The sequence below is a fragment of the Xanthomonas sp. CFBP 8445 genome, from assembly GCF_025666235.1.
GTDB lineage: Bacteria > Pseudomonadota > Gammaproteobacteria > Xanthomonadales > Xanthomonadaceae > Xanthomonas_A > Xanthomonas_A indica.
The window spans coordinates 1,606,972-1,630,419 of sequence record NZ_CP102594.1 but is presented as its reverse complement, the minus strand read 5'-3'; the positions used below and the strand labels follow the sequence as shown (position 1 = coordinate 1,630,419).

At 70.5% G+C, this 23,448-nt stretch carries 20 protein-coding genes and 1 other RNA gene; 9 read left to right on the top strand and 12 right to left on the bottom strand.

Annotated features, from left to right (window positions below; translation table 11 throughout):
- Positions 1–39: 39 nt before the first annotated feature.
- The 5 genes from NUG21_RS06810 to NUG21_RS06790 form a co-directional block, all read right to left on the bottom strand.
- A complete protein-coding gene (locus tag NUG21_RS06810; RefSeq protein WP_263392646.1) occupies positions 40–210 on the bottom strand; it encodes a hypothetical protein in 171 nt (56 codons plus the stop codon).
- Between the two features lie 43 nt (positions 211–253).
- Positions 254–1,753 carry a GGDEF domain-containing protein gene (locus tag NUG21_RS06805; RefSeq protein ID WP_263392645.1) on the bottom strand — a complete coding sequence of 500 codons (1,500 nt, stop codon included), beginning with the start codon at positions 1,751–1,753 and terminating at the stop codon, positions 254–256.
- The gene (locus tag NUG21_RS06800) at positions 1,750–3,030 is read right to left on the bottom strand and encodes a WD40 repeat domain-containing protein (protein WP_263392644.1); all 1,281 of its coding nucleotides are present in this window, start codon (positions 3,028–3,030) and stop codon (positions 1,750–1,752) included. Before NUG21_RS06800 ends, NUG21_RS06805 begins: the two co-directional genes overlap by 4 nt.
- Positions 3,031–3,186: 156 nt before the next feature.
- On the bottom strand, positions 3,187–4,317 hold the full coding sequence (locus tag NUG21_RS06795) for a PilT/PilU family type 4a pilus ATPase (RefSeq protein ID WP_160946405.1): 1,131 nt from the start codon (positions 4,315–4,317) through the stop codon (positions 3,187–3,189).
- Between the two features lie 118 nt (positions 4,318–4,435).
- Positions 4,436–5,473: a type IV pilus twitching motility protein PilT gene (locus tag NUG21_RS06790; RefSeq protein ID WP_160946406.1), complete on the bottom strand. Its 1,038-nt coding sequence runs from the start codon at positions 5,471–5,473 to the stop codon at positions 4,436–4,438.
- 122 nt (positions 5,474–5,595) lie between these two features.
- On the opposite strand from NUG21_RS06790, the gene NUG21_RS06785 reads away from it, so the two are divergent.
- From NUG21_RS06785 to NUG21_RS06765, 5 genes are all read left to right on the top strand, one after another.
- The gene (locus NUG21_RS06785; protein ID WP_263393047.1) at positions 5,596–6,246 is read left to right on the top strand and encodes a YggS family pyridoxal phosphate-dependent enzyme; all 651 of its coding nucleotides are present in this window, start codon (positions 5,596–5,598) and stop codon (positions 6,244–6,246) included.
- Between the two features lie 316 nt (positions 6,247–6,562).
- Complete coding sequence (locus NUG21_RS06780) at positions 6,563–7,591, top strand: hypothetical protein (protein ID WP_160946530.1); 1,029 nt, start codon at positions 6,563–6,565, stop codon at positions 7,589–7,591.
- A 131-nt stretch (positions 7,592–7,722) separates the two neighbouring features.
- Positions 7,723–8,568 (top strand): pyrroline-5-carboxylate reductase, encoded by an 846-nt coding sequence (gene proC, locus NUG21_RS06775; protein ID WP_263392643.1) that lies wholly within the window; start codon positions 7,723–7,725, stop codon positions 8,566–8,568.
- A gap of 61 nt (positions 8,569–8,629) precedes the next feature.
- Positions 8,630–8,705, top strand: a non-coding RNA gene (locus tag NUG21_RS06770) — sX9 sRNA.
- Positions 8,706–8,726: 21 nt separating this feature from the next.
- Entirely contained in the window at positions 8,727–9,179 is a 453-nt protein-coding gene (locus tag NUG21_RS06765) for a DUF4426 domain-containing protein (protein WP_263392642.1), read from the top strand.
- Positions 9,180–10,118: 939 nt separating this feature from the next.
- On the opposite strand, the gene soxR is transcribed toward NUG21_RS06765, so the two are convergent.
- Entirely contained in the window at positions 10,119–10,556 is a 438-nt protein-coding gene (gene soxR / locus NUG21_RS06760; RefSeq protein ID WP_160946410.1) for a redox-sensitive transcriptional activator SoxR, read from the bottom strand.
- A 102-nt stretch (positions 10,557–10,658) separates the two neighbouring features.
- Between soxR and NUG21_RS06755 the strand changes: the two genes are divergently transcribed.
- Positions 10,659–12,044 carry an MFS transporter gene (locus NUG21_RS06755; RefSeq protein WP_263392641.1) on the top strand — a complete coding sequence of 462 codons (1,386 nt, stop codon included), beginning with the start codon at positions 10,659–10,661 and terminating at the stop codon, positions 12,042–12,044.
- Positions 12,045–12,190: 146 nt separating this feature from the next.
- Here the strand turns inward: NUG21_RS06755 and NUG21_RS06750 are convergent, their stop codons facing one another.
- Together NUG21_RS06750 and pdxH are read right to left on the bottom strand one after the other, a co-directional pair.
- The gene (locus NUG21_RS06750; protein ID WP_263393046.1) at positions 12,191–12,991 is read right to left on the bottom strand and encodes a cobalamin-binding protein; all 801 of its coding nucleotides are present in this window, start codon (positions 12,989–12,991) and stop codon (positions 12,191–12,193) included.
- Positions 12,992–13,058: 67 nt separating this feature from the next.
- Complete coding sequence (gene pdxH, locus NUG21_RS06745) at positions 13,059–13,658, bottom strand: pyridoxamine 5'-phosphate oxidase (protein WP_160946412.1); 600 nt, start codon at positions 13,656–13,658, stop codon at positions 13,059–13,061.
- Positions 13,659–13,791: 133 nt separating this feature from the next.
- On the opposite strand from pdxH, the gene NUG21_RS06740 reads away from it, so the two are divergent.
- Positions 13,792–14,334, top strand: a complete 543-nt coding sequence (locus tag NUG21_RS06740) for a shikimate kinase (RefSeq protein ID WP_263392640.1) — start codon at positions 13,792–13,794, stop codon at positions 14,332–14,334.
- Positions 14,331–15,440 carry a 3-dehydroquinate synthase gene (gene aroB, locus NUG21_RS06735; RefSeq protein ID WP_242159430.1) on the top strand — a complete coding sequence of 370 codons (1,110 nt, stop codon included), beginning with the start codon at positions 14,331–14,333 and terminating at the stop codon, positions 15,438–15,440. The genes NUG21_RS06740 and aroB overlap by 4 nt, the downstream gene beginning before the upstream one ends.
- 77 nt (positions 15,441–15,517) lie before the next feature.
- Here the strand turns inward: aroB and NUG21_RS06730 are convergent, their stop codons facing one another.
- Positions 15,518–16,336 (bottom strand): AraC family transcriptional regulator, encoded by an 819-nt coding sequence (locus NUG21_RS06730; RefSeq protein WP_263392639.1) that lies wholly within the window; start codon positions 16,334–16,336, stop codon positions 15,518–15,520.
- Between the two features lie 111 nt (positions 16,337–16,447).
- Between NUG21_RS06730 and NUG21_RS06725 the strand changes: the two genes are divergently transcribed.
- Positions 16,448–17,473: an alpha/beta hydrolase gene (locus tag NUG21_RS06725; RefSeq protein ID WP_263392638.1), complete on the top strand. Its 1,026-nt coding sequence runs from the start codon at positions 16,448–16,450 to the stop codon at positions 17,471–17,473.
- Between the two features lie 68 nt (positions 17,474–17,541).
- On the opposite strand, the gene NUG21_RS06720 is transcribed toward NUG21_RS06725, so the two are convergent.
- From NUG21_RS06720 to NUG21_RS06710, 3 genes are read right to left on the bottom strand one after another with little or no spacing between them, the layout of a single operon-like run.
- Complete coding sequence (locus tag NUG21_RS06720) at positions 17,542–18,984, bottom strand: efflux transporter outer membrane subunit (RefSeq protein WP_263392637.1); 1,443 nt, start codon at positions 18,982–18,984, stop codon at positions 17,542–17,544.
- Positions 18,984–22,184, bottom strand: coding sequence for an efflux RND transporter permease subunit (locus tag NUG21_RS06715; RefSeq protein ID WP_263392636.1), 3,201 nt, complete (start codon positions 22,182–22,184; stop codon positions 18,984–18,986). Before NUG21_RS06715 ends, NUG21_RS06720 begins: the two co-directional genes overlap by 1 nt.
- A complete protein-coding gene (locus NUG21_RS06710; RefSeq protein ID WP_237473100.1) occupies positions 22,181–23,398 on the bottom strand; it encodes an efflux RND transporter periplasmic adaptor subunit in 1,218 nt (405 codons plus the stop codon). The genes NUG21_RS06715 and NUG21_RS06710 overlap by 4 nt, the downstream gene beginning before the upstream one ends.
- Between the last annotated feature and the right edge of the window lie 50 nt (positions 23,399–23,448).

Sequence of the window (23,448 nt, the reverse complement as noted above, 5' to 3'; positions counted from 1 at the left end):
CGATCTGCGGCCTCCCCGATTGCGCCTGGCTTCGGAGGCCTATTGCTGCGGCAGATCGACGTCGATAGTCAGGCCGACGGTCACCGCCCTCACCATCGAGATCATCACCAGCAGCGCCACCGGCCCGGCGATCGCCAGCCATGCCCAGGTCCAGGCGGTGAAGCGTTCCGCGGCGGCATGTGTGGCATTCCTGGCTGACCGACCCCTCATCCGCCCCTTCGGGGCACCTTCTCCCAATGGGAGAAGGGAATCATCAGCGAACTGCCACGGCACGGTGCCGCCGCTTGTCCGCATACATCGCCGCATCGGCGGTTTCGAGCAATTCCTCCAGCGCCTCCGCGTCCAGATCCCGCCGATGGCACAGGGCCAGGCCGAAGCTGGCCGACAGCCCGGTCGCGAAGCCGTCGTCCTCGCCGGGCGTGGCAAGCGAGGCGCGCAACGTGTCGATCAGGGCGCGCGCCCGCTCCGGCGTGGTCAGCGGCAGGTACAGCGCGAATTCGTCGCCCCCTCGACGCCCCAGCAACTGGCCCGGGCGCAGGCAGTGCCGGCAGCGCTTGACGAAGGCGCGCAAGGCGGCGTCGCCGGCGGCATGCCCGAACTGGTCGTTGATCGCCTTGAGGTTGTCCATGTCGGCGACGATCAGCGCCAGCGGACGCGGATCCTGTGCGGCCACGTGCAGGTCGTTGAGCACCTGCTCCAGGAATCCCGTCCGCGACAGCGCTGCGGTCACCGGATCGCGCACCAGCGCACGGCGCAACCGGGTGTTGTCGGCGTAGAGCCCGGGCACGGCCAGGCCGAAGTAGCTGTTGGCCGCCAGGCTGATCATGGCGAACTGCAGCGCCAGCGCCTGCGCCTGGAGCCGCAGCAATGGCGTGGCCAGGGCGATCAACAGGCTGAAGGCGGCGATCGCCACCAGCGCCTGCAGCATCCCGTGGGTATGCACGATCCACAACTGGATCACCACCACCACGAACAGCGCGAACACCACCGCCGGCTGTTTCGGCAATGCCGCCGCCAACGACATCACCGCCAGGGTGACGCCAAGCAGCAGCGCGAGCTTGATCAGATAGGCCGAGACGCTGCCAGCCGGCGCGATCATTCCCGACAGGCGCGGAATCCCCGGCTGCGGCGTGATCTGCAGCCGCTCGGCCAGACGCAGCACCGCCACGATCGCCAGCGGGCCGAGCGCCAGCAGGCCGGCGTAGTCGCCGATGGCCCACGGGATCAGCTGCGCCAGCATGCTCGGCAGGTCGAGGGCGCCGGTGACCGCCAGTCCCGCGCCGCCCAGCACGGCCGACAGCAGCGCCGCCACGCCGCCCCCGAGGATGAAGCAGGTGACCACACGTGGCAGGCTGCTCGAGGACACGCCCTGGCCGACCCGGCGCAGCAGCCAGGCCAGCCCGCCCCAGATGCCGAACTGTTGCGCGGTGAACAGCAGCGCATACCCCAGCACCGCCCGACCAGGGACGCCAGCGTGGCCGCTGGTGCGATAGAAGCTGAGCAGCGTGGCCAGCACGCAGGCGATGGCGATCGCCGGCGCGCCGCGCCAGCCCAGCACCATGAACGTGGCCAGCGTCACTGCCACCGGCGGGAACCACAGGCTGGCGTGCAGTTGATAGTCCAGGACCCGCGCCAACTCGAAGACCGCCAGCCACGCCACCACCAGCACCGCCGACAGCACCAGCAGCGCGCCGGGACGGCGCAGCGCCGCGACACGCCCAGGGAACGACGCCTCGGCGTCCCAGCCTGTCATCCATCCGCCTCCGAGCGGCCGCGGCCGATGGCCGAACCGGGGCCGACGAAGGCAGTGACCGTGCTGTCGTCGCTGCCGCCCACCACCACCGTGGCATCGCTGTTCAAACGGATCGGCCAGCTCATGTTGGCCGTGCCATAGGACCACTGCAGCGCACCGTCGACCGCACTCCAGACGGTGAACGTGCCGGGCGTGCCGTCGGGATGCCCATCGGCCAACCCCAGCCACTGGCCGCCCGGGTCGAACGCCAGGTCGTTGGGCGAGTGCGCGCTGTGCGCGGTCCACCGCAGCGTCGCGGCGGTGCCGGCGTCGGCGTACACGGCGACGATGCCACCGCCCGTGAGGTTGCCGGCGATCGCGACCTTGTCGCCGGCGCGATCGCAGGCCACCCCGTAGATGGTCGTGGCGCCCTCGGGCACCGATGCGGTCCAGACCGGCGCGGGGTTTTGCTGGAACGCCACCACGTCGAAGGCGTACAGCGTGCCGTCGCTGGCACCGACGTAGGCCCGGCGCCCATCGCCGGACAGCGCCGCGGCATGCACGCGCGCCTGCTTGGGCAACTGCCAGCGCGTCGGCGTCACCGGTTGTCCCGATGCGATCGAGAACAGGATGATCTCGCCCTGCGCGCTGGCCACCAGCCCGGTCGTGCCGTCGGCGGCGATGCCGGTGGCGACGACGCTGTCGGCGCTGTCACCGGTCCCACCCGCGGTCAGCGCGATGCACGCAGGCGGGGCGGAGAAGGCCGCGTCGCCATCGCGGTAGAACAGATAGCCCTGGTCGGCGCCGGCCAGCAAGGTCCGTCCGCAGGCGTCCAGCGACACCATGTTGCCGCGGACCGGGAGCGCAAAGGACAGCAGTTCGTCGCCACCGGGGATCGCCCAGGCGCTGACGAAGCCCGCATACGGCGCCTGGCTCTTCCAGCCGCAACTCGCCACGGCGCCGCCGTTCGCCGCCACGTCGACCCAGTACACGCCCTGCCAGCCTTCGAATTCCTTCGTCAGCAGGCGGTTGCCGGCCCGGTCCCAGGCATAGGTGCCGAAGCACCCCTGCTGGTCGTCGCACACGTCGCTGCGCGTCGCCGCGGGCGCGATGCGTTCGAAGATCTTGCGTTGCTCGACCGGCACCGCCTCGAGCCCGGGAATCTGCGACAGGCCGCCGTACTGGTGGAAAAAGGTGCCGGCGACGATGACGTTGCCATCGTCGGATACCGCCACCGAATTGATGTAGTAGCCGGCGTGCGGCTGGATCGACCAGAGCACTTCAGGCGCGTCGTTCATCGCGGCTTCTCTCCCTTCGGCTGAAGCGTCCGCGCTGGACTTCCGGCGAACGCCTGACTGACAACACGACACCCGTGCACCACCTGTAGATCGCCACTGCGACGTGGGTTGCCCGCCATCGCATCGAGCGCCCGGCCTTGCGCTTGCAAGACGGACTCAGCGCACCTCGGCGATCTCGACCCCGTCCAGGCCCTGCGCCAGGGTGCGTGCGTCGCCGCCCTGGGCCAGCTTGATGCGCAGGCGCACCTCGTTCTGCGAATCGGCGTGGCGCAGCGCATCCTCGTAGCTGATCTCGCCGGCCTGGTACAGCTCGAACAGGCTCTGGTCGAAGGTCTTCATGCCCAGGTTGGTGGACTCCTTCATCACGTCCTTGAGCTTGTGGATCTCGCCCTCGCGGATGTAGTCCTGCACCAACGGCGTGCCGAGCATGATCTCCATGGCCACGCGGCGGCCCTTGCCGTCCGGGGTCGGGATCAGCTGCTGCGCGACCACCCCGCGCAGGTTCAGCGACAGGTCCATCAGCAACTGGCTGCGGCGGTCTTCGGGGAAGAAGTTGATGACCCGGTCCATCGCCTGGTTGGCGTTGTTGGCGTGCAGGGTGCACAGCACCAGGTGGCCGGTCTCGGCGAAGGAGATGGCGTGATCCATGCCCTCGCGGGTGCGCACCTCGCCGATCATGATCACGTCCGGCGCCTGGCGCAGGGTGTTCTTCAGCGCGTTCTCCCAGCTGTCGGTGTCGATGCCGACCTCGCGCTGGGTGATGATGCAGCCCTCGTGCTTGTGCACGAACTCGATCGGGTCCTCGATGGTGATGATGTGCCCGGTGGAATTCTGGTTGCGGTAGCCGATCATCGCCGCCAGCGAAGTCGACTTGCCGGTGCCGGTGGCGCCGACGAAGATGATGATGCCGCGCTTGGTCATCGCCAGGGTCTTGATCACCGGCGGCAGGTTCAGCTCGTCCACGCTGGGAATGCGCGTCTCGATCCGGCGCAGCACCATGCCGACCTGGTTGCGCTGGTAGAAGCAGCTGACGCGGAAGCGCCCGACCCCGGACACGCCGATGGCGAAGTTGCACTCGTGGGTCTTCTCGAACTCCTCGCGCTGCGCCGGCGTCATCACGTTCAGCACCAGGTCGCGGCTCTGCTGCGGGGTCAGCGGCGTCTGCGTGATCGGGGTGATCTTGCCGTGGACCTTGATCGCCGGCGGCATGCCCGAGGTGATGAACAGGTCCGACGCCTTCTGGTGCGCCATCAGTTTCAGGAAGGAGGTGAAGTCGATGGTGCTCATGGCGTGCTCCTTCGGAGCCGGGAGTGGGGAGTCGGGAGTGGGGATTGGTAACGGCGGGCATCCTGGGATCGGAGAGACTCGCTTGTGCGAATCCCCAATCCCGAATCCCCAATCCCCGCTACTCGAACAACCGCTTGTCCTTGGCGTACTCGCGGGCCTGGTTGCGGGTGATCAGGCTGCGCTTGACCAGATCCTGCAGGTGCTGGTCCAGGGTCTGCATGCCGCTCTGCTGGCCGGTCTGGATCGCCGAGTACATCTGCGCCACCTTGTCCTCGCGGATCAGGTTGCGGATGGCGGGGGTGCCGACCATGATCTCCCAGGCCGCGGTGCGGCCGCCGCCGACCTTCTTCAGCAGCGCCTGCGAGATCACCGCACGCAGCGATTCGGACAGCATCGAGCGCACCATCGGCTTCTCGCCGGCGGGGAACACGTCGATGATGCGGTCGATGGTCTTGGCCGCCGAGCTGGTGTGCAGGGTGCCGAACACCAGGTGGCCGGTTTCCGCCGCGGTCAGCGCCAGGCGAATGGTTTCCAGGTCGCGCAACTCGCCGACCAGGATGATGTCCGGGTCTTCGCGCAGCGCCGAGCGCAGCGCCTCGTTGAAGCCGTGGGTGTCGCGGTGCACCTCGCGCTGGTTGATCAGGCACTTCTGCGAGGTGTGCACGAATTCGATCGGATCCTCGACGGTGAGGATGTGGCCGTACTCGTTCTTGTTGATGTAGTCGATCATGCCGGCGAGCGTGGTCGACTTGCCCGAACCGGTCGGCCCGGTGACCAGGATCAGGCCCTGCGGCTGGTCGATCAGCTGGCGGAAGATCGGCGGACAGCCCAGGTCTTCCAGGGTCAGCACTTCCGAGGGAATGGTGCGGAACACCGCGCCGGCGCCGCGATTCTGGTTGAACGCGTTGACGCGGAAGCGCGCCAGGCTGGGAATCTCGAAGGAGAAGTCGACTTCGAGGAATTCCTCGTAGTCGCGGCGCTGCTTGTCGGACATGATGTCGTAGACAAGCGCGTGCACCTGCTTGTGGTCCAGCGCCGGGATGTTGATGCGGCGGACGTCGCCATCGACCCGGATCATCGGCGGCAGGCCCGCGGACAGATGCAGGTCGGACGCCTTGTTCTTGACCGAGAACGCCAATAGTTCAGCGATATCCATACGCTGCTTTTCCCCTTGGGCTGCGACTGGAAGGATGATTCCCCGGCCGGCAGTATAGCGCCCTTCCCTTTGCCGGAACGCCGCCTGTGCCCCTCTCGCCGCTGCAACAGATCCGCCTGGACATGGACCGCGCCGCCGACGCCGCAGGGCGGCCGCACGCGCAGTTGCTGGCGGTGTCCAAGACCCAGCCGGCCGAGGCCGTGGCGGCGCTGGCCGCACAGGGGCAGCACGCCTTCGGCGAGAACTACGTGCAGGAAGCGGCGGCCAAGATCGCCGCGCTGGCCGAGGCCGGACTGGAATGGCATCTGATCGGCCACCTGCAGTCGAACAAGGCCGAGCTGGCGGCGACGCTGTTCGACTGGGTGCAGACCGTGGACCGGCCGAAGCTGGTCGCCGCCCTGGCCAAGGGCCGTGCTTCCGCGCGCGCGCCGCTGAACGTGCTGATCCAGGTCAACATCGACGACGAGGCCAGCAAGCATGGCTGCCAGCCCGACGCCGTGGACGCCCTGGCCGCGGCCATCGTCGCGCAGCCGGCGCTGGCCCTGCGCGGGCTGATGGCCATTCCCGCGCCCTGGCCCGAGGCCGCACGCCGCATCGACGCGTTCGCGCGCATGCACGCCCTGTTCGCGCGACTGCGCGCCGCGCATCCGCACGTGGACACCTTGTCGATGGGCATGAGCGGCGACTTCGCCGACGCCATCGCCGCCGGCGCTACCATGGTGCGGGTCGGCACCGCCCTGTTCGGCGCGCGCGGCCCGCGTGTTGCGGGCTGATCCGCTGCTGTCGCGCCGCATGACCGCAGGACTCGTGACAGGGTGATGATTTGTCTACGAACGTTTCAAAATCGGTTCACTAACATCGGAATTCTGTCGTAGCCGATCCTATTGAAAACCATGGCGTTTCGGGATGAATGAAAGGTTCGCTCCGACACCGTTTGCTGAACCGTGCGACACGGTTGCGAACCGTTAATTCAGTCACGTTTCAGATGCGCGCGCTTCGGCTTCCATGGCGGCGACCGCGGCTCATCCGCAGGTCCATCGCCGAATGCGCTCGGCTCCAATGAGGTCACAGATGCAAGCATCCACCCGATTGCTGTTCGCCTCCTGCTTCGTCGGTCTGCTGCACGTCCCCGCGGCCATGGCCGCGCCGACGGCGACGCCGGCCTGGACCAACGAAGAGGCGATGATGTCGCCCGCGGAAGTCCAGGCGCGCACCGCCTGGCGCGAGACCATGGCGCATCAGCCGACCCCGGCGGAAGGCTGCTTCCATGCCAGCTTCCCCGATACGCAGTGGCAAACGGACGTCTGCAAGACCCTGACCCGCCGTGTGCATCCGATCCCGCACAAGATCCTGTTCGGCGCCACCGAGACCACTGGCAACGGCTACGACTACGCGCTGCGTTCCAGCAGCCTGATCAGCAAGGTCGTGGGCAGCTTCCCGCAGGTCACCGGGGTAACCTCGGAGAAAGGCGTCGGCGTGGCCTCCTTCGGCGGCGGCGGCATCCTCGGCCCGAACGAGTACTCGCTGCAGATCAACTCCAACTACGACGCCACCACCAGCGTCTGCGGCGGCCGCTCCGGCTGCACCGTGTGGCAGCAGTTCGTCTACGCCACCGACTACGAAACCCAGGGCCAGGCCGCGGTGTTCATGCAGTACTGGCTGATCGGTTACGGCAGCAGCTGCCCGAGCGGTTGGATGAGCGGCGGCGGCTCGGACTGCTACCGCAACAGCAACGCGGTCAGCGCGCCGGACGTGCCGGCCACGCAACTGGCCAACCTCAAGCTGACCGGTTCGGCCACCGCCAACGGCAACGACACCATCACCTTCACCAACAACGGCACCGCCTACAGCGTCAGCGCCAAGGACAGCGTGGTCAAGCTGGCCACGGTGTGGAAGGACGCCGAGTTCAACGTGGTCGGCAACGCCGGCGGTTCCAGCGCCAACTTCAACTCCGGCTCGTCGATCACGGTGAAGGTGGCCGCCACCAACGGCTCCACCGCCGCCCCGACCTGCGCGGCTAATGCCGGCAGCACCGGCGAGACCAACAACCTCAACCTGGGCAGCTGCTCGGTGGCCGGCGGCAGCACCCCGTCGATCACCTTCACCGAGTCCAACTGAGGCCGCCGCGCCGGTCCGCACACAGCGGCCGGCGCGTTCTCGCGCGGCACGATCCGGTTGCGCCGCACCGCAGCACTGCGGCGCGGCGCAGCCGCTACCATGACGCTCCCTCTTCGCGACGGTGTTGCGCCATGGCTTCCGCTTCCTCCGATTCCCACGCCGCCGACATCGCCTTCATCGGCGGCGGCAACATGGCGCGCAGCCTGATCGCCGGCCTGGTCCGGCAGGGCGCCGATCCGCGCCGCATCCGCGTGGCCGAGCCGGTGGCGGCGCTGCGCGAGGCGCTGGCCGCCGAGTACGCGGTGCAGGCGGTCGCCAGCGCGGCCGAGGCCGCCGATGGCGCGGCGCTGTGGATGTTCGCGGTCAAGCCGCAGGTGCTGCGCGGGGTCTGCACCGACCTGGCCGCGTTGGCGCAGGCGCAGCGGCCGCTGCTGGTGTCCATCGCCGCCGGCATCACCACCGCACAACTGGACCGCTGGCTCGGCGGCGGCCACGCCCTGGTCCGCGCGATGCCGAACACGCCCGCCCTGCTCGGCGCCGGCGTCACCGGCCTGTTCGCCAGCGCCGGTGTCGATGCCGGGCAGCGCGCCCATGCCGAGCGCGTGCTGGCCGCTGCCGGGGTCACCGTGTGGGTCGAGGACGAGGCGCTGATCGATGCGGTCACCGCGGTGTCCGGCAGCGGGCCCGCCTACGTGTTCCTGCTTGCCGAGGCGATGGAAGCGGCCGGCATCGCCCAGGGCCTGCCTGCCGACACCGCGCGCACCCTGACCCTGCAGACCGTGCGCGGCGCGGCGCGCATGCTCACCGAGTCCGGCGAAGCGCCGAGCGAACTGCGCCGCCGGGTGACCTCGCCCAACGGCACCACCCAGGCCGCGATCGAGACCTTCCAGCACGGCGGCTTCGAGGCGTTGACCGCGGCCGCGATCGCGGCGGCGGCGGCACGCGGGCGGTCCCTGTCCGCCGCCAACGACGACTAAGCGCCGCCGACACCACCGCTGCGCAACCGCCAGGCGGGCGCGGACGGTGCTCGGCATCCCCATGAACCGCTTGTACACTGCGCTTCCGGCGCGCCGTCCCGCACCCACTGGCGACCGCGCGCAACGTTGTGCTCGCCACTCTGAGCCGGAGAACGCCGATGCGTGTCCTGCCCGCTGCGCTGCTGTGCCTGGCCCTGGCCGCCTGTTCGGACCAGGACACCCCACGTCCGGCGACGCTGCTCGCCGCCACCCCGGCGCAGGCCGACTTCGGCGCGCTGCGCGTGCACTACAACGCCTTGCCCACGCTGGCGATGAGCGAGGACGTGGCACGCCGCTACGGCATCGCCCGCGAGGCCGACACCGCGCTGGTGATGATCGCGCTGCGCACCCTGCACGGCGGCGAGGAAGCGCCGGCCGTGGGCACGGTGGAGGCGGTGGCGACCGACCTCAGCGGCCAACGCCAGCCGGTGGCGCTGCGCGCGGTCCGCACCGACGCCTACACCGACTACGTCGGCACCGTACGCAGCAGTGCCCACGACCAATTGCGCTTCGTGGTGCAGGTGCGCACTGCCGACGGCAGCGGCACGGTGCGCTTTACCCGCAATTTCTAGCGTGCGCAGCCTGGTGCGCGCACCGTCCCCACCTGCAGGAGCGGCTTCAGCCGCGACCGGGCGTTACCGGTAACGCCCGGTCGCGGCTGAAGCCGCTCCTACGAACAGTTCGGCAGGCCGATCTATGCACGCCAGGCGCGGTCAGCACAGGCGTCCGTTGTGGGAGGGACTTCAGTCCCGACTGCATGCAGCATCAGGCGCCTTTCCTATTCGCTCGTCGCTGCTGAAGGGCGCGGTGAAACGCCACATATCCAGCACTCTCGACAAGCTCGGCACTCGCGCCGCGCTCAAGGCGATCACCCTGCGCATTCTTTGAGCGCACAAGCAGCAGCGCCGCGACATCCACCGGCATCGCGTCGGGACTGAAGTCCCTCCCACATCACCTCGACCCACATCGCATCGCCGTCGCGTCTCGTAGGAGCGGCTTCAGCCGCGACGGGCTTTCCCGGTAACGCCCAGTCGCGGCTGAAGCCGCTCCTACGAGCAGCTCGGCAGGCCCATCTATGCACGCCAGGCGCGGTGAGCACAGGCATACTTTGTGGGAGGGACTTCAGTCCCGACTGCATGCACCATCAGGCACCCTCCTCTCTACTCGTGGCGATTGACGGGCGCGGCGAAGTACTACGTCTCCAACATCTTCGACAAGCTCGGCACTCGCGCCGCGCTCAAGGCGATCAGCGTGCGCATTCTCTGAGCGCACAAGCATCAGCGCCGCGACATCCACCGGCATCGCGTCGGGACTGAAGTCCCTCCCACACCACCTCGACCCACATCGCGTCGCCGTCGCGTCTCGTAGGAGCGGCTCTTGTCCCCGGTTTTGGATCAGCCGCGACCGGGCGTTACCGGGAAAGCCAGGTCGCGGCTGAAGCCGCTCCTACGCAGGCCAGACCTGGCGACCGCACCGACATCACGCGCGGTTGCCGCGCGCAGACGCACCGCTCAGTCCTCCGCCCAGCGCTGCGGGCCGTCGCCGTGCGCGGCGAGAGTATCGGCCGGGTTGCTCAGCCGGCAGCGGCGCAGCGACAGGCAGCCGCAACCGATGCAGTCGGTGAGCTGGTGGCGCAGGCGGGTCAGTTGCAGGATGCGCGCGTCCAGCTCCTCGCGCCAGGCCGCCGACATCCGCGCCCACTCCGCACGGGTCGGCGTGCGCGCGTCGGGCAACTGCGCGAAGGCGGCCTTGACGCTGTCCAGCGGCACGCCGACGCGTTGCGCCACGCGGATCACCGCCAGCCGGCGCAACACGTCGCGGGTGTAGCGGCGCTGGTTGCCGGCGGTGCGCATGCTGCGGATCAGGCCCTTGCTCTCGTAGAAATGCAGCGCCGACACCGCCACGCCGCTGCGCGCGGCGACCTGCCCCACGCTCAGTTCCTCCTGCATCGCTTGACCTCGAGTCCGGTTGAGGTTGCATGCTGCATGGCCTGCAGGCGCCGATGCAAGTCGCTGCCGGCAGCCGTCCATCCGCTTTTCCCAGGTATCCCGATGCAAGACCACGCCACCGCCGACGCTGCCCCACCCGCCCCTGTCGCTGCCGGCTCCGTGCTGGCGCCGACCTATCGCGCCACCACCATCGGCATGGTCGCGCTGGTGTCGCTGATCGCCTTCGAGGCGCTGGCGGTGGCCGCGGCGATGCCGACCGTGGCCCGCGAACTGGACGGCCTGCGGCTGTACGCGCTGGCCTTCGGCGGCACCCTGGCCACCAGCGTGATCGGCATGACCGTGGCCGGGCGCTGGAGCGACCTGCATGGGCCGGCGGCGCCGCTGTGGGCCGGGCTGGCCTGCTTCGTGTGCGGCCTGCTGCTGGCCGGCTTCGCTCCGTCGATGACGCTGCTGCTGGCCGGTCGATTGGTGCAGGGGCTGGGCGCCGGCGCGATCTCGGTGGTGCTGTACGTGTTGGTCGCGCGGCTGTATCCGCAGACGATCCGCCCGCGCATGTTCGCCGCGTTCTCCGCCGGCTGGGTGGTGCCGTCGCTGATCGGCCCCAGCATCAGCGGGCTGATCGTCGAGCACGTCGGCTGGCGCTGGGTGTTCCTGGCGGTGCCGCTGCTGGCGCTGCCGGCGGCGGCGCTGCTGTGGCCGGCATTGCGGCGCCTGCCGCCCGCCGCGAGCGCGGACGGCGCCAGCGGCGCGTCGCGGCTGTGGTCGCTGGGCGCGGCGGCCGGCGTCTGCCTGCTGTACCTGGGCGGCCAGCAGCGCGGCCTGTGGACGGTGCTGCTGTTGCCGTCGGCGCTGGCGCTGCTGGTGCTGTGCACCTGGCGGCTGCTGCCGACCGGCACCCTGCGCGCCGCGCGCGGCCTGCCCAGCGTGATCGCGCTGCGCGGCATCGCCGGGTCGGCATTCTTCGGCTGCGAGGCGTTCCTGCCGCTGCTGCTGTCGCGCGAGCGCGGGCTGTCGCCGGTGTGGGCGGGCGTGGCGCTGAGCGCTGGCGCGCTGGGCTGGTTCGCCGGCTCCTGGTATCAGGGCCATTACGGCCGCGACGCCACCCGCCTGCAGCGGCTGCGCCTGGGTGCCGCGCTGATGGCGCTGGGCATCGCGGCCACCACGCTGGCACTGCTGCCGGCGGTGCCCGCAGCGCTGGCGATCGGCGGCTGGACCGCCACCGGCCTGGGCATGGGACTGATCTATCCGACCCTGGCGGTGCTGACCCTGACGCTGTCGCCGCCGGCGCGGCAGGGCCGCAACAGTTCGGCGCTGCAGTTGAGCGAGGCGATCGCGGTGGCGACCACGCTGGCGGTCGGCGGCTCGCTGTTCGCCGCGCTGCTGGCGTACTCGGCGGCCGCGGCCTATCTGTCGACGTTCGCCGTCGCCGCGCTCATGGCCCTGCTCGGCCTGGCCATCGCCGGCCGTACCCAACCGGCGCCCGGCTGACGGATTCGTCGCGTCCGGCGCCTGCCGTGGCGTGGTGGCGTGCGCGAAGGAGAATCGCGGAAGCGACGATGGCTCACGACCGCGATGACGCGGCCATGGACGCACGTCGCGCCCGTTCGGATGGCGGCCTGGCAGGCAAGCGCGCCCTAGCGCGCGCCCACGCCCCTGGCCCAGGCCTGGATGATGTCGGCGATGGCGCGCACGCCGTCGGTGAGCGCGGCCGGCCCCGGTTGCAGGATCAGCGGCGACTTGATCTCGAACAGTTGCCCGTCGCGCACCGCCGGAATCGCCGCCCAGCCCGGCCGCGCGGCGACGCGCTCGGGGCGGAAGCGCTTGCCGCACCAGGAGCCGAGGATGATGTCCGGCGCGCGCCGCACCACCTCGTCGCCATTGGCGAGGATCCGCGCCTTGGCCAGCGGCTGCACCGACAGTTCCGGGAACACGTCGTCGCCGCCGGCGATGCCCACCAGTTCGGCCACCCAGCGGATGCCGGTGATGATCGGCTCGTCCCATTCCTCCAGGTACACCCGCGGCCGCCGCGACAACGTGGCGGCCTGCGCGGCGATGGCGTCCAGGCCGCGCTGCAGCTCGTCGGCATAGGCTGCGGCACGCGGCCCGGCGCCGACCAGCGCGCCGAGCCGGCGTACGTAGTCGAGGATGCCGTCGACGCTGCGATGGTTGGCGATCCATACCTCCACGCCATGCCGCACCAGTTCGGCGGCGATGTCGGCCTGGATGTCGGAGAAGCCGATCGCCAGGTCCGGCTGCAACTTCAGGATCTCGTCGATCTTGGCGCTGGTGAAGGCGCTGACCTTGGGCTTGTCGCGGCGCGCCTGCGGCGGGCGCACGGTGAAGCCGCTGATGCCGACGATGCGCTGCTGCTCGCCGAGCGCGTACAGCGTTTCGGTCGGCTCTTCGGTCAGGCAGACGATGCGCTGCGGGCCCATGCTCACCGTGCCTCGCGCGGACACGCGTTGCCCGCGGCGGCGATGCGGCAAGCCGGGCCGGCGCCCCTCACGGAAACAGCATCCGCTTGCTCCAGTGGCCGGCGGCGTCGGCTTCGTAGCGCCAGCGCTCGTGCAGGCGGTACTTGGCGCCGTACCAGAACTCGACACTGCGCGGCACCACGCGGAACCCGCCCCAGCCGTCCGGGCGCGGCACCTCGCGGCCCTCGAAGGTGGCCTCGGCCTTGGCCACGCGCTCCTCGAATTCCTCGCGCGAGGCCAGCGTGCGCGACTGCGCCGAGGCCCAGGCGCCGATCTGGCTCATGCGCGGGCGCGAGGCGAAATAGGCGTCGGCCTCGGCCGCGGCGACCAGTTGCACCTCGCCGTCGATGCGTACCTGCACCCCGTCCTCGCGCATGCGCCGCCACAGGAACAGCAGCGAGGCCTGCGGATTGGCCTGCAGCTCGCGGCCCTTCTGGCTGTCCAGGTGGGTGTAGAACACGAACCCGCGCGCGTCGTAGGCCTTCAGCAGCACCACCCGCGACGACGGGCGCGCCTCCAGCGTGGCCGAGGACACGACCATGGCGTTGTATTCGGCCTCATCGCTGGTGCGCGCCTCGGCGAACAGGTCGGCGAACGTGGACAGGGCTTCGGCGTAGAGATCGGGCATGGCGACAGGCACTCGGCGGACGATGCGCCATTGTCGCGCCATGCACCGCGCGACGCACGCCTCGCCGCGCGGCGCCCGCCCGAGGGGTCTGCGCGGCGCGCGAGGCGGCATCGGTCTCTGCTAGCATCGGCAGATGAATCCCGCCCCCAACCTGGTGCTGGTCGGCCCGATGGGTGCCGGCAAGAGCGTCATCGGTCGCCGCCTGGCCGAGCGCTTCGGCCTGGTCTTCGTCGACAGCGACCAGACCATCGTCGAGCGCACCGGCGCCAGCATCGCCTCGCTGTTCGAGCACGCCGGCGAAGCCGGCTTCCGCGAGCACGAGCGCGCGGTGCTGGAAAGCATCCTGAGCACGCCTGGCCACCTGATCTCCACCGGCGGCGGCGCCGTGCTCAACCCCGACAGCCGCCGCGAGATGCGCGAGCACGGCTTCGTGGTGTACCTGCGGGTCGGCGTGGCCGCGCAACTGCAGCGCCTGCACCGCGACCGCAGCCGCCCGCTGCTGCAGCGCGGCGACCGCGAGCAGGTGCTGCGCGACCTGCATGCGGTGCGCGAACCGCTGTACCGCGAGGTCGCCGACCTGATCCTGGACACCGACCACTTCACCCCGGCCGAAGCCACCGCACAGCTGGTCGTGCGCCTGGCCGCGTCGTGGAAACTTCCGGAACCCACTGCATGACGGCAGCATCGCGCACGGTCGAGGTCACTGGCGACCCGGCCTACACCATCCGCATCGGCCCCGGCCTGCTCGACGACGGCACCGCCCTCGCCACCCACGTGCGCGGACGCCACGTCCTGCTGCTCAGCGACAGCCAGGTGGCGCCGCTGTATGCCGCGCAGGTCCGCAGCGCGCTGCTGGCGGCGCGCCCCGAATTGCAGATCGGCGACTTCGTGATCCCCGCCGGCGAGGCCTCCAAGACCCTGGACCACTTCGCCGCAGCGATCGCCGCACTGGCCGCCCTCGGCGCCACCCGCGACGCCTGCGTGCTGGCGCTGGGCGGCGGCGTGGTCGGCGACCTGGCCGGCTTCGCTGCCGCCTGCTGGATGCGTGGCGTGGATTGCGTGCAGTTGCCGACCACGCTGCTGGCGATGGTCGACTCCTCGGTCGGCGGCAAGACCGCGGTGGACATCCCACAGGGCAAGAACCTGGTCGGCGCGTTCCATCCGCCGCGCGCAGTGCTGGCCGACACCGCCACGCTGCGCAGCCTGCCGCCGCGCGAACTGCGCGCCGGGCTGGCCGAGGTGATCAAGTACGGCGCCATCCGCGACCCGCTGTTCTTCGAATGGCTGCATGCCGAGCGGCGCGCGCTGCTGGCCGGCGAGCCGGCGGCGCTGGCGCAGGCCATCGCGCGCAGCTGCGAGCACAAGGCCGAGATCGTCGCCCGCGATCCGCTGGAGAAGGGCGAGCGCGCCCTGCTCAACCTCGGCCACACCTTCGGCCACGCCATCGAGACCGAACAGGGCTACGGCGCCCCGGACAACGCCAACCTCAACCACGGCGAAGCGGTGGCGGTGGGCATGGTGCTGGCTGCCGAACTGTCGGCCCGGCTGGGCATGGCCAGCGCGCAGGACACGGAGAAACTGCGCGCGCTGCTGCAGGACTTCGGCCTGCCGACCGCGCTGCCGGCCGGGCTGGCGCCGGAGGCGCTGCTGGCGCGCATGCGCCTGGACAAGAAGAACCTGGCCGGGCGCCTGCGGCTGGTGCTGTGGCGCGGCATCGGCCACGCCGAGATCGTGCCCGACGTGGACGAGGCCGAGGTGCTGGCGGTACTGGCCGCCGGCTGAGCCGGCGCAGCGCTTACGCAGCAGTCGCCCGCGCGCGCCGGTGGCGCTGGCGCGCCTGCACACGCCCCCAGCCGCACTCAGCGTGCCTGCCTCCACGCGCGCGGGCTCTGCCCGACCTGCGCCTTGAACACGCGCGACACCGCGGCCTCGCTGCCGTAACCCACCTCGTCGGCAAGCTGCTTCAGCGGCCGTCCTTCGCGCAGGCCGCGCTGCACCAGGGCAATGCGCCAGTCCTGCAGGTACTGGCCCGGCGTGCAGCCGAGGGTCTCGCGAAAACTGCGCGCGAATGCACTGCGCGACATGCCGGCACGGGCGGCCAGGCTCTCCAGCGTCCACGGCTGCGCCGGGGCGTCGTGGATGCTGGTCAACGCCAGCCGCAGCCGCGCATCGGCCATCCCGGCGAGCATGCCGCCATCGGTAAGCCCCTGCTCCATCAGTTCGCGGATCACGTGCACCAGCACCACCTCGAACAGGCGATTCAACACCGCCTGGCGCCCGCAATGCTGGGCGAACGCTTCCTCGAACAGCAGGTGCAGCAGCGTCTCACCCTGGCGCAGCGTGTCCAGCGGCAGGCAGATGCAGGCCGGCAAGGCGCGCACCAGCGGATTGGCCGCGCCGCCGCTGAAGCGCAAATGCGCGCAGGCGAAATCCGCGCCGCGCTGCGCATCGGTCTCGAAGCGGTGCGGCATGGCCTGCGGGTACAGCAGCAGGCTGGGCCGGTCGATCCGCAGCACGCTGCCATCGCCGTTGTGGACGACCACGCTGCCCTGGCGCAGCAGATGCAACTGGCCGCGGTCGCCATCGTCGAGCCGGTGCAGGCCGCACAGCGTGCCGGCGTGGAAGACCTCGGCGCTGACCGAGAAGTGGGTCAACAAGGCGGCCAGGCGGTCGGTCACTCAGGACTCCGGGTAAAGTTTCGTGGACGATTCGCCACCCATCGTATCGCCTTGGCGCGCAAAGTCACTCCTGTCGCCGGCACCCTGCCCGGCATGCCACAGGAAACCGCCATGAAGACCCTGCGTCCCTTGCTCGCCACCTCGCTGCTGGCCGGTGCGATCGGCGCCGCCAGCGCCGCAACGCCGGCCGACCAGCCCGCGCCGTTGCGCCCGGTCGCGACGTTCCTCGACGCGCTCAACGGCAGCGGCGGCAAGCCGATCGAGCAGCTCACGCCGGCGCAGGCGCGGCAGGTGCTGCGCGATGCCCAGGCCAATACGCCGTTGCCGCCGGCCGAGGTCAGCCGCACCACCATCCGGGCCGACGGCAAGCCGCTGAACCTGGTGATCGTGCGGCCGCCGCACACCGCCGGCCAGGTGTTGCCGGCCTTCATGTTCTTCCACGGCGGCGGCTGGGTGCTGGGCGACTTCCCGACCCACGAACGCCTGATCCGCGACCTGGTCAACGCCTCCGGCGCGGTGGCGGTCTATGTGGACTACACGCCGTCGCCGGAAGCGCAGTACCCGGTGGCCATCCACCAGGCCTATGCCGCCACCCGCTGGGTCGCCGAGCACGGCGCCCAGATCGGCGTGAACGGCAAGCGCCTGGCGCTGGCCGGCAACAGCGTCGGCGGCAACATGGTCGCGGCGGTGGCGCTGCAGGCAAAGGCCGCAGGGACGCCGGCGCTGCGCTACGACCTGATGCTGTGGCCGGTGACCGACGCCCGCTTCGACGATGCGTCGTACCAGCAGTTCCAGAGCGGCTACTTCCTCACCCGCAACATGATGACCTGGTTCTGGGACAACTACACCACCGACCCCAAGGCCCGCGCCGAGATCACCGCCTCGCCGCTGCGCGCCACCCCGGCGCAGCTGGCCGGCCTGCCGCCGACGCTGATCCAGACCGCCGAACTGGACGTGCTGCGCGACGAGGGCGAAGCCTTCGGCCGCAAGCTGGACCAGGCCGGGGTGACGGTCACGGTGACCCGCTACAACGGGCTGATCCATGACTTCGGCCTGCTCAATGCCCTGCGCGATGTGCCCGCGGTGCGGACCGCGATCCAGCAGGCGGGCGACGGCCTGCGCGAGCACCTGAAGTAAGCGCACCAGCGGCGGCACGCCATGCAGCGTCCCGGCTGCAGCGTGCCGCCAACCCGCGCCCCGCGCACTCAGGGCTGGGCGCGCTCCAGCGACGCATCCCCGCCCAGGGTGCGATAGAGCGTCACCCGATTGGTCGCCGCGGTCAGTTCCACCGCGACCAAGCTGCGCTGCGCGGCGTAGTAGCTGCGCTGCGCATCCAGGTTGGACAGCGCGCTCTCCACGCCGACGCGGTAGCGCTGCGCGCTGGCATCGTAGGTATTGGCGGCATCGGTGAGGAGAGCGTGCTGCGCGCGCAACTGCGCATCGATGGTGCCGCGCCGGGCCAGGGCATCGGCCACTTCGCCGAAGGCGGTCTGCAAGGACTTCTCGTAGCTGGCCACGGCAGCGTCGCGCTGCGCCTCGGTGTAGCGCACGTTGGCACGCGCCGCGCCGCCATCGAATAAGGTATAGGCGGCGCTAGCACCCGCCGAGCCGTTGAAGGCGTCATGGGTGAACAGGTCCGACAGCGCCGTGCTGGTCAGCCCCAACAGGCCACTCAGGCTGATGCGCGGAAACAGCGCGGCGCGGGCGGCGCCGATCTCGGCATTGACCGCGCGCAGTTCGTACTCGGCCTGCACCACGTCGGGCCGGCGCAGCAGGATGGCCGTGTCCAGGCCGGCCGGCGGATCGCCGATGCGCGCCGCGGCCTCCTCGATCGAAGCCGGCAGCAGTGCCGGATCGACCGGAGCGCCCACCAGCAACTGCAGCGCATTGACGTCCTGCGCCATCGCCGTGGCCTGCGCGGCCAGGTCGGCCTGCGCGGCATGCAGCACCTGGTTGGCCTGGTCCAGCGCCGAGTGCGGCACGATGCCGCCGTCCACGCGCTGCGCGGTCAGCGCCACGCTTTCGCCGGCGCTACGCACGGTGTCCTGCGCGATCGTCAGCAGGCTGCGGTCGCTGGCATAGGTCAGCCAGGCCATGGCGATGTCGCCGACCAGGGTCAGGCGCGTGGCGCGCGCCGCCGCCTCCTGTTCCAGGTAACGCTGCTGCGCGGCCGCGGTCAGTGCATGCAGCCGGCCGAACAGATCCTGCTCGAAGGCGGTGACGCCCACGCCCAGGTCGTAGCTGCTCGCATAGCCCGCCGCCGGCGCGGCCGCGGCGTTGCCGCCCTGCGCCCCGTCGGCCGGGGCCGCGCCCTTGCCGCGGTAGGACCGCGCATAGGTCGCGCTGGTACCCACCTCCGGCAGCAACGCGGCGCGTTGAATGCGGTACTGCGCCCGCGCCTGGGCGATAGAAGCGAGTGCGATCCGCAGATCGCGATTGTGGTCCAGCGCCTGCGCGATCAGCGCCTGCAGCCGCGGGTCGCCGAACACCTGCCGGTAGCCCAGCGACGGCAGCGTGGCCTCGTGTTGCGCCAGGTAGGCATCACCGACCGGCCACGACGGCGGAATCGGCGCAGCGGGCCGCACATAGGCTGGCGTCAGGCTGCACGCGGACAGCAGGCACGCGGCGCCGATCACGAGCGCGCGCATCAGGCCGGCTCCGGCCGCGTCGGCGCGGACGGTGGCGCCGCGCCGTCGCGGCGCGCGCGGCGGCGCGCCAGCCATTCGGCCATCGCGATGTGGAAGGCCGGGGTCAGGTACAGGGTCAGCGCCTGCGAGAACAGCAGGCCGCCGACCACGGCGATGCCGAGCGGGCGCCGCGCCTCGGCGCCGGCGCCGACGCCCAACGCGATCGGCAACGACCCCAGCACCGCCGCCAGGGTGGTCATCATGATCGGGCGGAAGCGCACCGTCGCCGCTTCCAGCATCGCCGCACGCGGCTGTTTCCAGCGTTCCTCGCCGGAGCGCTCCAGGTCCAGCGCGTAGTCCACCATCATGATGCCGTTCTTCTTGACCAGCCCGACCAGCAGGATCAGGCCGACGAAGCTGAAGAGATTGAGCTCCTGGCGGAACAGCACCAGCATGAGAATGGCGCCGAACCCGGCCAGCGGCAGCGAGGTCAGGATGGTGATCGGGTGCAGCGCGTTCTCGTACAGGATCGCCAGCACGCCGTAGATCAGCAGCACGGTGATCAGCAGCAGCATCGGCAGCGTCTTCATCGAATTCTCGAAGGCCTGCGCCGAACCGGCGAACTGGCCGCTGATGGCGCGGGCGTCGCCCTTGCCCAGGGTCTGCGCCATCAGGTTGCCGATGCCGGCGGCGGCATCGCCCAGCGACACGCCCGGCGCCAGGTTCATCGACAAGGTCACCGCCGGCAGGCCGGCGTAATGGTTGATCGCCACCGGCCCCACGCCCATGCGCACGTCGGCCACCGCGCGCAGCGGCACCATCGGCCCGCCGGCCGCGGTCAGCACCGCGCTGGTGCCGGAACTGCTGTTGGAGGTCTGCGTGCCGATCGCGGTGATGCCCGGGTTCTGGTTGCCGTTGAACGACAGCGCATCCAGGCCGTTGAGGTCGGCCTGCGCCGCGGGATCGACCTGCAGCAGCACCTCGTACTGATCGGTGTCGCCGTAGATGGTGCTGATCTTGCGGCCGCCGTAGGCGCTGGCCAGGGTGTCCTGCAGGCCGGCGGCAGTGACGCCCAGCGCGGCGGCCTGCTCGCGGTGCAGCACCACCTCGATCTCCGGGTTCTTGAGCTGCAGGTCGCTCTGCGGATCCTGCACGTCGCGCAGTTGCCGAATGCGTTGCAGGATGGTGTCGGACTGGGCGTACAGCGCCTTCTGGTCGGTGGACTGCAGCACGTACTGCAGCGATCCGTTCGAGGCCGTCGGCCCCATGTCGATCGCCGGCGGATTGCGCATGTTGAGGGTGATGCCCTGGATCGCGGCGACCTGCTTGCGCACGTCCTGGATCACCTCCTCGGCGCTGCCGCTGCGCTCGGACAGCGGCTTGAGCCCGATCAGCAGGCGCCCGCTGTTGCTGAGCGCGTTGTCCGAGCCGATCACCGATTCGACATTGGCCACGTTGGGATTGCGCTGGATGATCTTCACCACCGCCGCCTGCTTGGCGACGAAGTCGGCGAAGGCGGTGCCCTCCGGCACGCGGGTGTCGCCGTCGATCTTTCCCGAATCCACCTGCGGGATGAAGCCCTTCTCGACTACGGCATAGACGCCGGCGGTGCCGACCAGGGTGGCCAGGCCGATGACGCACATCAGGCCGATGCGCTCGGTCGCCCAGGCCAGCGAGCGCGCGTAGCCGCGTTCGCTGGCGTCGACCAGCCGGTCGAAGCGCTCGAACACCCAGCCCGTGCTCTTCCTCGGGTCGAGCCAGCGGCTGGCGAGCATCGGCGTGAGGGTCAGCGAGACGATGCCGGACAGGATCACCGCGATCGCGATGACCATGCCGAACTCGGAGAACAGCCGCCCCACCAGCCCGCCCATGAACACGATCGGCAGGAACACCGCCGACAGCGACACCGTCATCGACAGCACGGTAAAGCCGATCTCCCGCGAGGCGGCGATGGCCGCGTCCATGCGACTGGCGCCCTGCTCGGCGTGGCGGACGATGTTCTCGATGACCACGATGGCATCGTCGACCACGAAGCCGACCGACAGGGTCAACGCCAGCATCGAGATGTTGTCGAGGCTGAAGTGCAGCAGGCGCATCACCGCGAAGGTGCCGATCAGCGAGGTCGGCAGCACCAGCGCCACGATCAGGGTCGCCATCCAGCTGCGCAGGAACAGCAGGATCACCACGATCACCAGCACCAGCGAGCCGACCAGGGTCCACTCCACGTCCTCCACCGAGGCGCCGATGTAGTCGCCGCGGTCATAGAGCACGTCGAGCTGGGCGTCGCCGGGCAGCTGCGCACGGATTCCCGGCAGCGCCGCCTGGATGCCCTGGGTCACCGACAGCGTGTTGGCGCCGGGCTGGCGGTGGATGTTGATCTCGATCGCGCGCTGGCCGTTGAGCGAGGCGGCGGTCTGCAGGTTCTCGACGCTGTCCTCGGCATGGCCGACGTCGCGCAGGCGCACCGGCGCGCCGTCGGCATAGGTCAGCACCATGGCATCGAAATCGGCCGCGCGCTTGAGCTGGCCGTCGGCGCGCACGGTATAGGACCGCGCACGCCCCATCAGCGTGCCGGCCGGCGCGTTGCTGTTGCCCGCCTGCACCGCCGAGACCACCTGATCGAAACCCAGGTGGCGGGCGGCGAGCAGGTGCGGATTGACGAACAGGCGCACCGCGTACTTCTGCGCGCCGTTGACGTCGATCTGGCCGGCGCCCGGCACCGAGGCCAGGCGCAGCGCCACGCGGTCCTTGGCGAACTGGTTGAGCAGCGGCAGCGCGATGGTCCTGGAGCGCAGGATCAGGTGCATGATCGGCGCGGCGCTGGGGTCCTCCTTCTGGATCTGCGCCGGGTTGATCTCGCGGGGCAGCAGCCCGGCCGCCTGCGAGACCGCGTTCTGCACGTCCTGCGCCGCGGCATCGACATTGCGGCTCAACGCGAACTGCAAGACGACGCGGGTGCTGCCGACGCTGCTGGTCGAGCTCATCGTGTCCAGCCCGGGCAGGCCGCTGAACTGCCGTTCCAGCGGCGTCGCCACCGCCGCGGCCATGGTCTCGGGATTGGCGCCGGGCAGCGACATGTTGACGGTGATGGTCGGGAAGCTGACGTCGGGCAGCTCGCTCACCGGCAGCGCGAAGTAGGCCATGGCGCCGGCCAGCACCAGCCCGATCATCAGCACCGAGGTCATCACCGCGCGGTGGATGAACAGCGCCGACAGGTTCACGCAGGCCGTCCCGTCGCCGCCCCGTTCGGCGTGGCGTGCGGGTTGCCGGATTGCACCGCGGTGCCGTCACGCAGTTCGTTGGGCACGGTGAGGATGACGCGATCGCCCGCGTGCAGGCCCTTGGCGATCACCGCCTGCCCATCGACCATCCGCGCCACGCTGAGTGGCCGCGCCACCGCGCGCCCACCGACCACGCAGTACACGTATGGCCCCTGCTGTCCCTGCTGCAGCGCGCTCTCGGGCACCGACAGCGCCTGCGGGTCCTCCGCCAGGATCACCCGCACGGTGACGAACTGCCCCGGCCACAGCGTGGCGCCGGCGTTGGCGAAGCGCGCGCGCAGCTCCAGGGTGCCGCTGCTGGTGTCGAAGGCATTGTCGAGAAACGCCAGTTCGCCGCGGTCCAGCAGCGTGCCCTTCACCGCATCCAGCGCCAGTACCGGCAGCCCCAAGCCCTGATGACCCAGCGGTGCGGCGCGCACGGCATCGACCTGCACATGCGCCAGGGCGAAGCGCACCTCGATCGGCGTGCTGACGTTGAGCGTCACCAGCGCGGTGCTGGACCCGCTGGACACCAAATTGCCCGGCTTGACCGCGATGGCGCCGGCGCGGCCATCGATGGGGGCGCGGACCTGGGTGTAGGCCAGCGACAGCTGCGTCTGCTCGACCTGCGCCTGGTCGGCGGCGACGGTGCCACGCAGCGAGCGCAGCGTGTCGGCCGCGGTGGTGTAGGTCTTGGGATCGACCGCGCCGGTCCTGGACAGCTTGGCGTAGCGCGCCTCGGTGTCGGCCGCATCCGCCGCCAGCGCCTGGTCGCGGGCCAGGGTGGCGCGCGCCTGCGCCAACGCCGCCCGCAGCGGCCGCGGATCGATGGTGAACAGCAATTGCCCGGCGTGGACCTGTTCGCCGTCATGGATCAGCACCGACTGCAGCACCCCGTCGGCCTGCGCGCGCACCTCCACGGTCTGCGGCGACAGCAGGGTGCCGGAGGTCTCGATGATGTCCGGGACCCGGTGCGGCGCGACGGTCATGGTCTGCACGCGCAAGGGTTCGGGCGCCGGCGCGGACTGCTGGCGGTGCGCGCGCCAGTACCAGCCGCCGAGGATCAGCAGGCACAGCGCGGCCAGTCCGGCGAAGACGGTGATCCGGCCCAGGCCGCGCGCCTTGCGTGGCGTTTGATCAGCGCTTGCGCGCCGACGTGGCGCGCGCAGCGGCATGACATCGTCGAAGGTGGCAGCAGGCCGCGCGGGATCCCGTCCCGCGCCGA

What these genes read in the sequence shown, in the direction of transcription:
- NUG21_RS06810 (WP_263392646.1), bottom strand. Translation starts at nt 210, where the DNA reads ATGAGGGGTCGGTCAGCCAGGAATGCCACACATGCCGCCGCGGAACGC.
- NUG21_RS06805 (WP_263392645.1), bottom strand. Translation starts at nt 1,753, where the DNA reads ATGACAGGCTGGGACGCCGAGGCGTCGTTCCCTGGGCGTGTCGCGGCG.
- NUG21_RS06800 (WP_263392644.1), bottom strand. Translation starts at nt 3,030, where the DNA reads ATGAACGACGCGCCTGAAGTGCTCTGGTCGATCCAGCCGCACGCCGGC.
- NUG21_RS06795 (WP_160946405.1), bottom strand. Translation starts at nt 4,317, where the DNA reads ATGAGCACCATCGACTTCACCTCCTTCCTGAAACTGATGGCGCACCAG.
- NUG21_RS06790 (WP_160946406.1), bottom strand. Translation starts at nt 5,473, where the DNA reads ATGGATATCGCTGAACTATTGGCGTTCTCGGTCAAGAACAAGGCGTCC.
- NUG21_RS06785 (WP_263393047.1), top strand. Translation starts at nt 5,596, where the DNA reads ATGGACCGCGCCGCCGACGCCGCAGGGCGGCCGCACGCGCAGTTGCTG.
- proC (WP_263392643.1), top strand. Translation starts at nt 7,723, where the DNA reads ATGGCTTCCGCTTCCTCCGATTCCCACGCCGCCGACATCGCCTTCATC.
- NUG21_RS06765 (WP_263392642.1), top strand. Translation starts at nt 8,727, where the DNA reads ATGCGTGTCCTGCCCGCTGCGCTGCTGTGCCTGGCCCTGGCCGCCTGT.
- soxR (WP_160946410.1), bottom strand. Translation starts at nt 10,556, where the DNA reads ATGCAGGAGGAACTGAGCGTGGGGCAGGTCGCCGCGCGCAGCGGCGTG.
- NUG21_RS06755 (WP_263392641.1), top strand. Translation starts at nt 10,659, where the DNA reads ATGCAAGACCACGCCACCGCCGACGCTGCCCCACCCGCCCCTGTCGCT.
- NUG21_RS06750 (WP_263393046.1), bottom strand. Translation starts at nt 12,991, where the DNA reads ATGGGCCCGCAGCGCATCGTCTGCCTGACCGAAGAGCCGACCGAAACG.
- pdxH (WP_160946412.1), bottom strand. Translation starts at nt 13,658, where the DNA reads ATGCCCGATCTCTACGCCGAAGCCCTGTCCACGTTCGCCGACCTGTTC.
- NUG21_RS06740 (WP_263392640.1), top strand. Translation starts at nt 13,792, where the DNA reads ATGAATCCCGCCCCCAACCTGGTGCTGGTCGGCCCGATGGGTGCCGGC.
- aroB (WP_242159430.1), top strand. Translation starts at nt 14,331, where the DNA reads ATGACGGCAGCATCGCGCACGGTCGAGGTCACTGGCGACCCGGCCTAC.
- NUG21_RS06725 (WP_263392638.1), top strand. Translation starts at nt 16,448, where the DNA reads ATGAAGACCCTGCGTCCCTTGCTCGCCACCTCGCTGCTGGCCGGTGCG.
- NUG21_RS06720 (WP_263392637.1), bottom strand. Translation starts at nt 18,984, where the DNA reads ATGCGCGCGCTCGTGATCGGCGCCGCGTGCCTGCTGTCCGCGTGCAGC.
- NUG21_RS06710 (WP_237473100.1), bottom strand. Translation starts at nt 23,398, where the DNA reads ATGCCGCTGCGCGCGCCACGTCGGCGCGCAAGCGCTGATCAAACGCCA.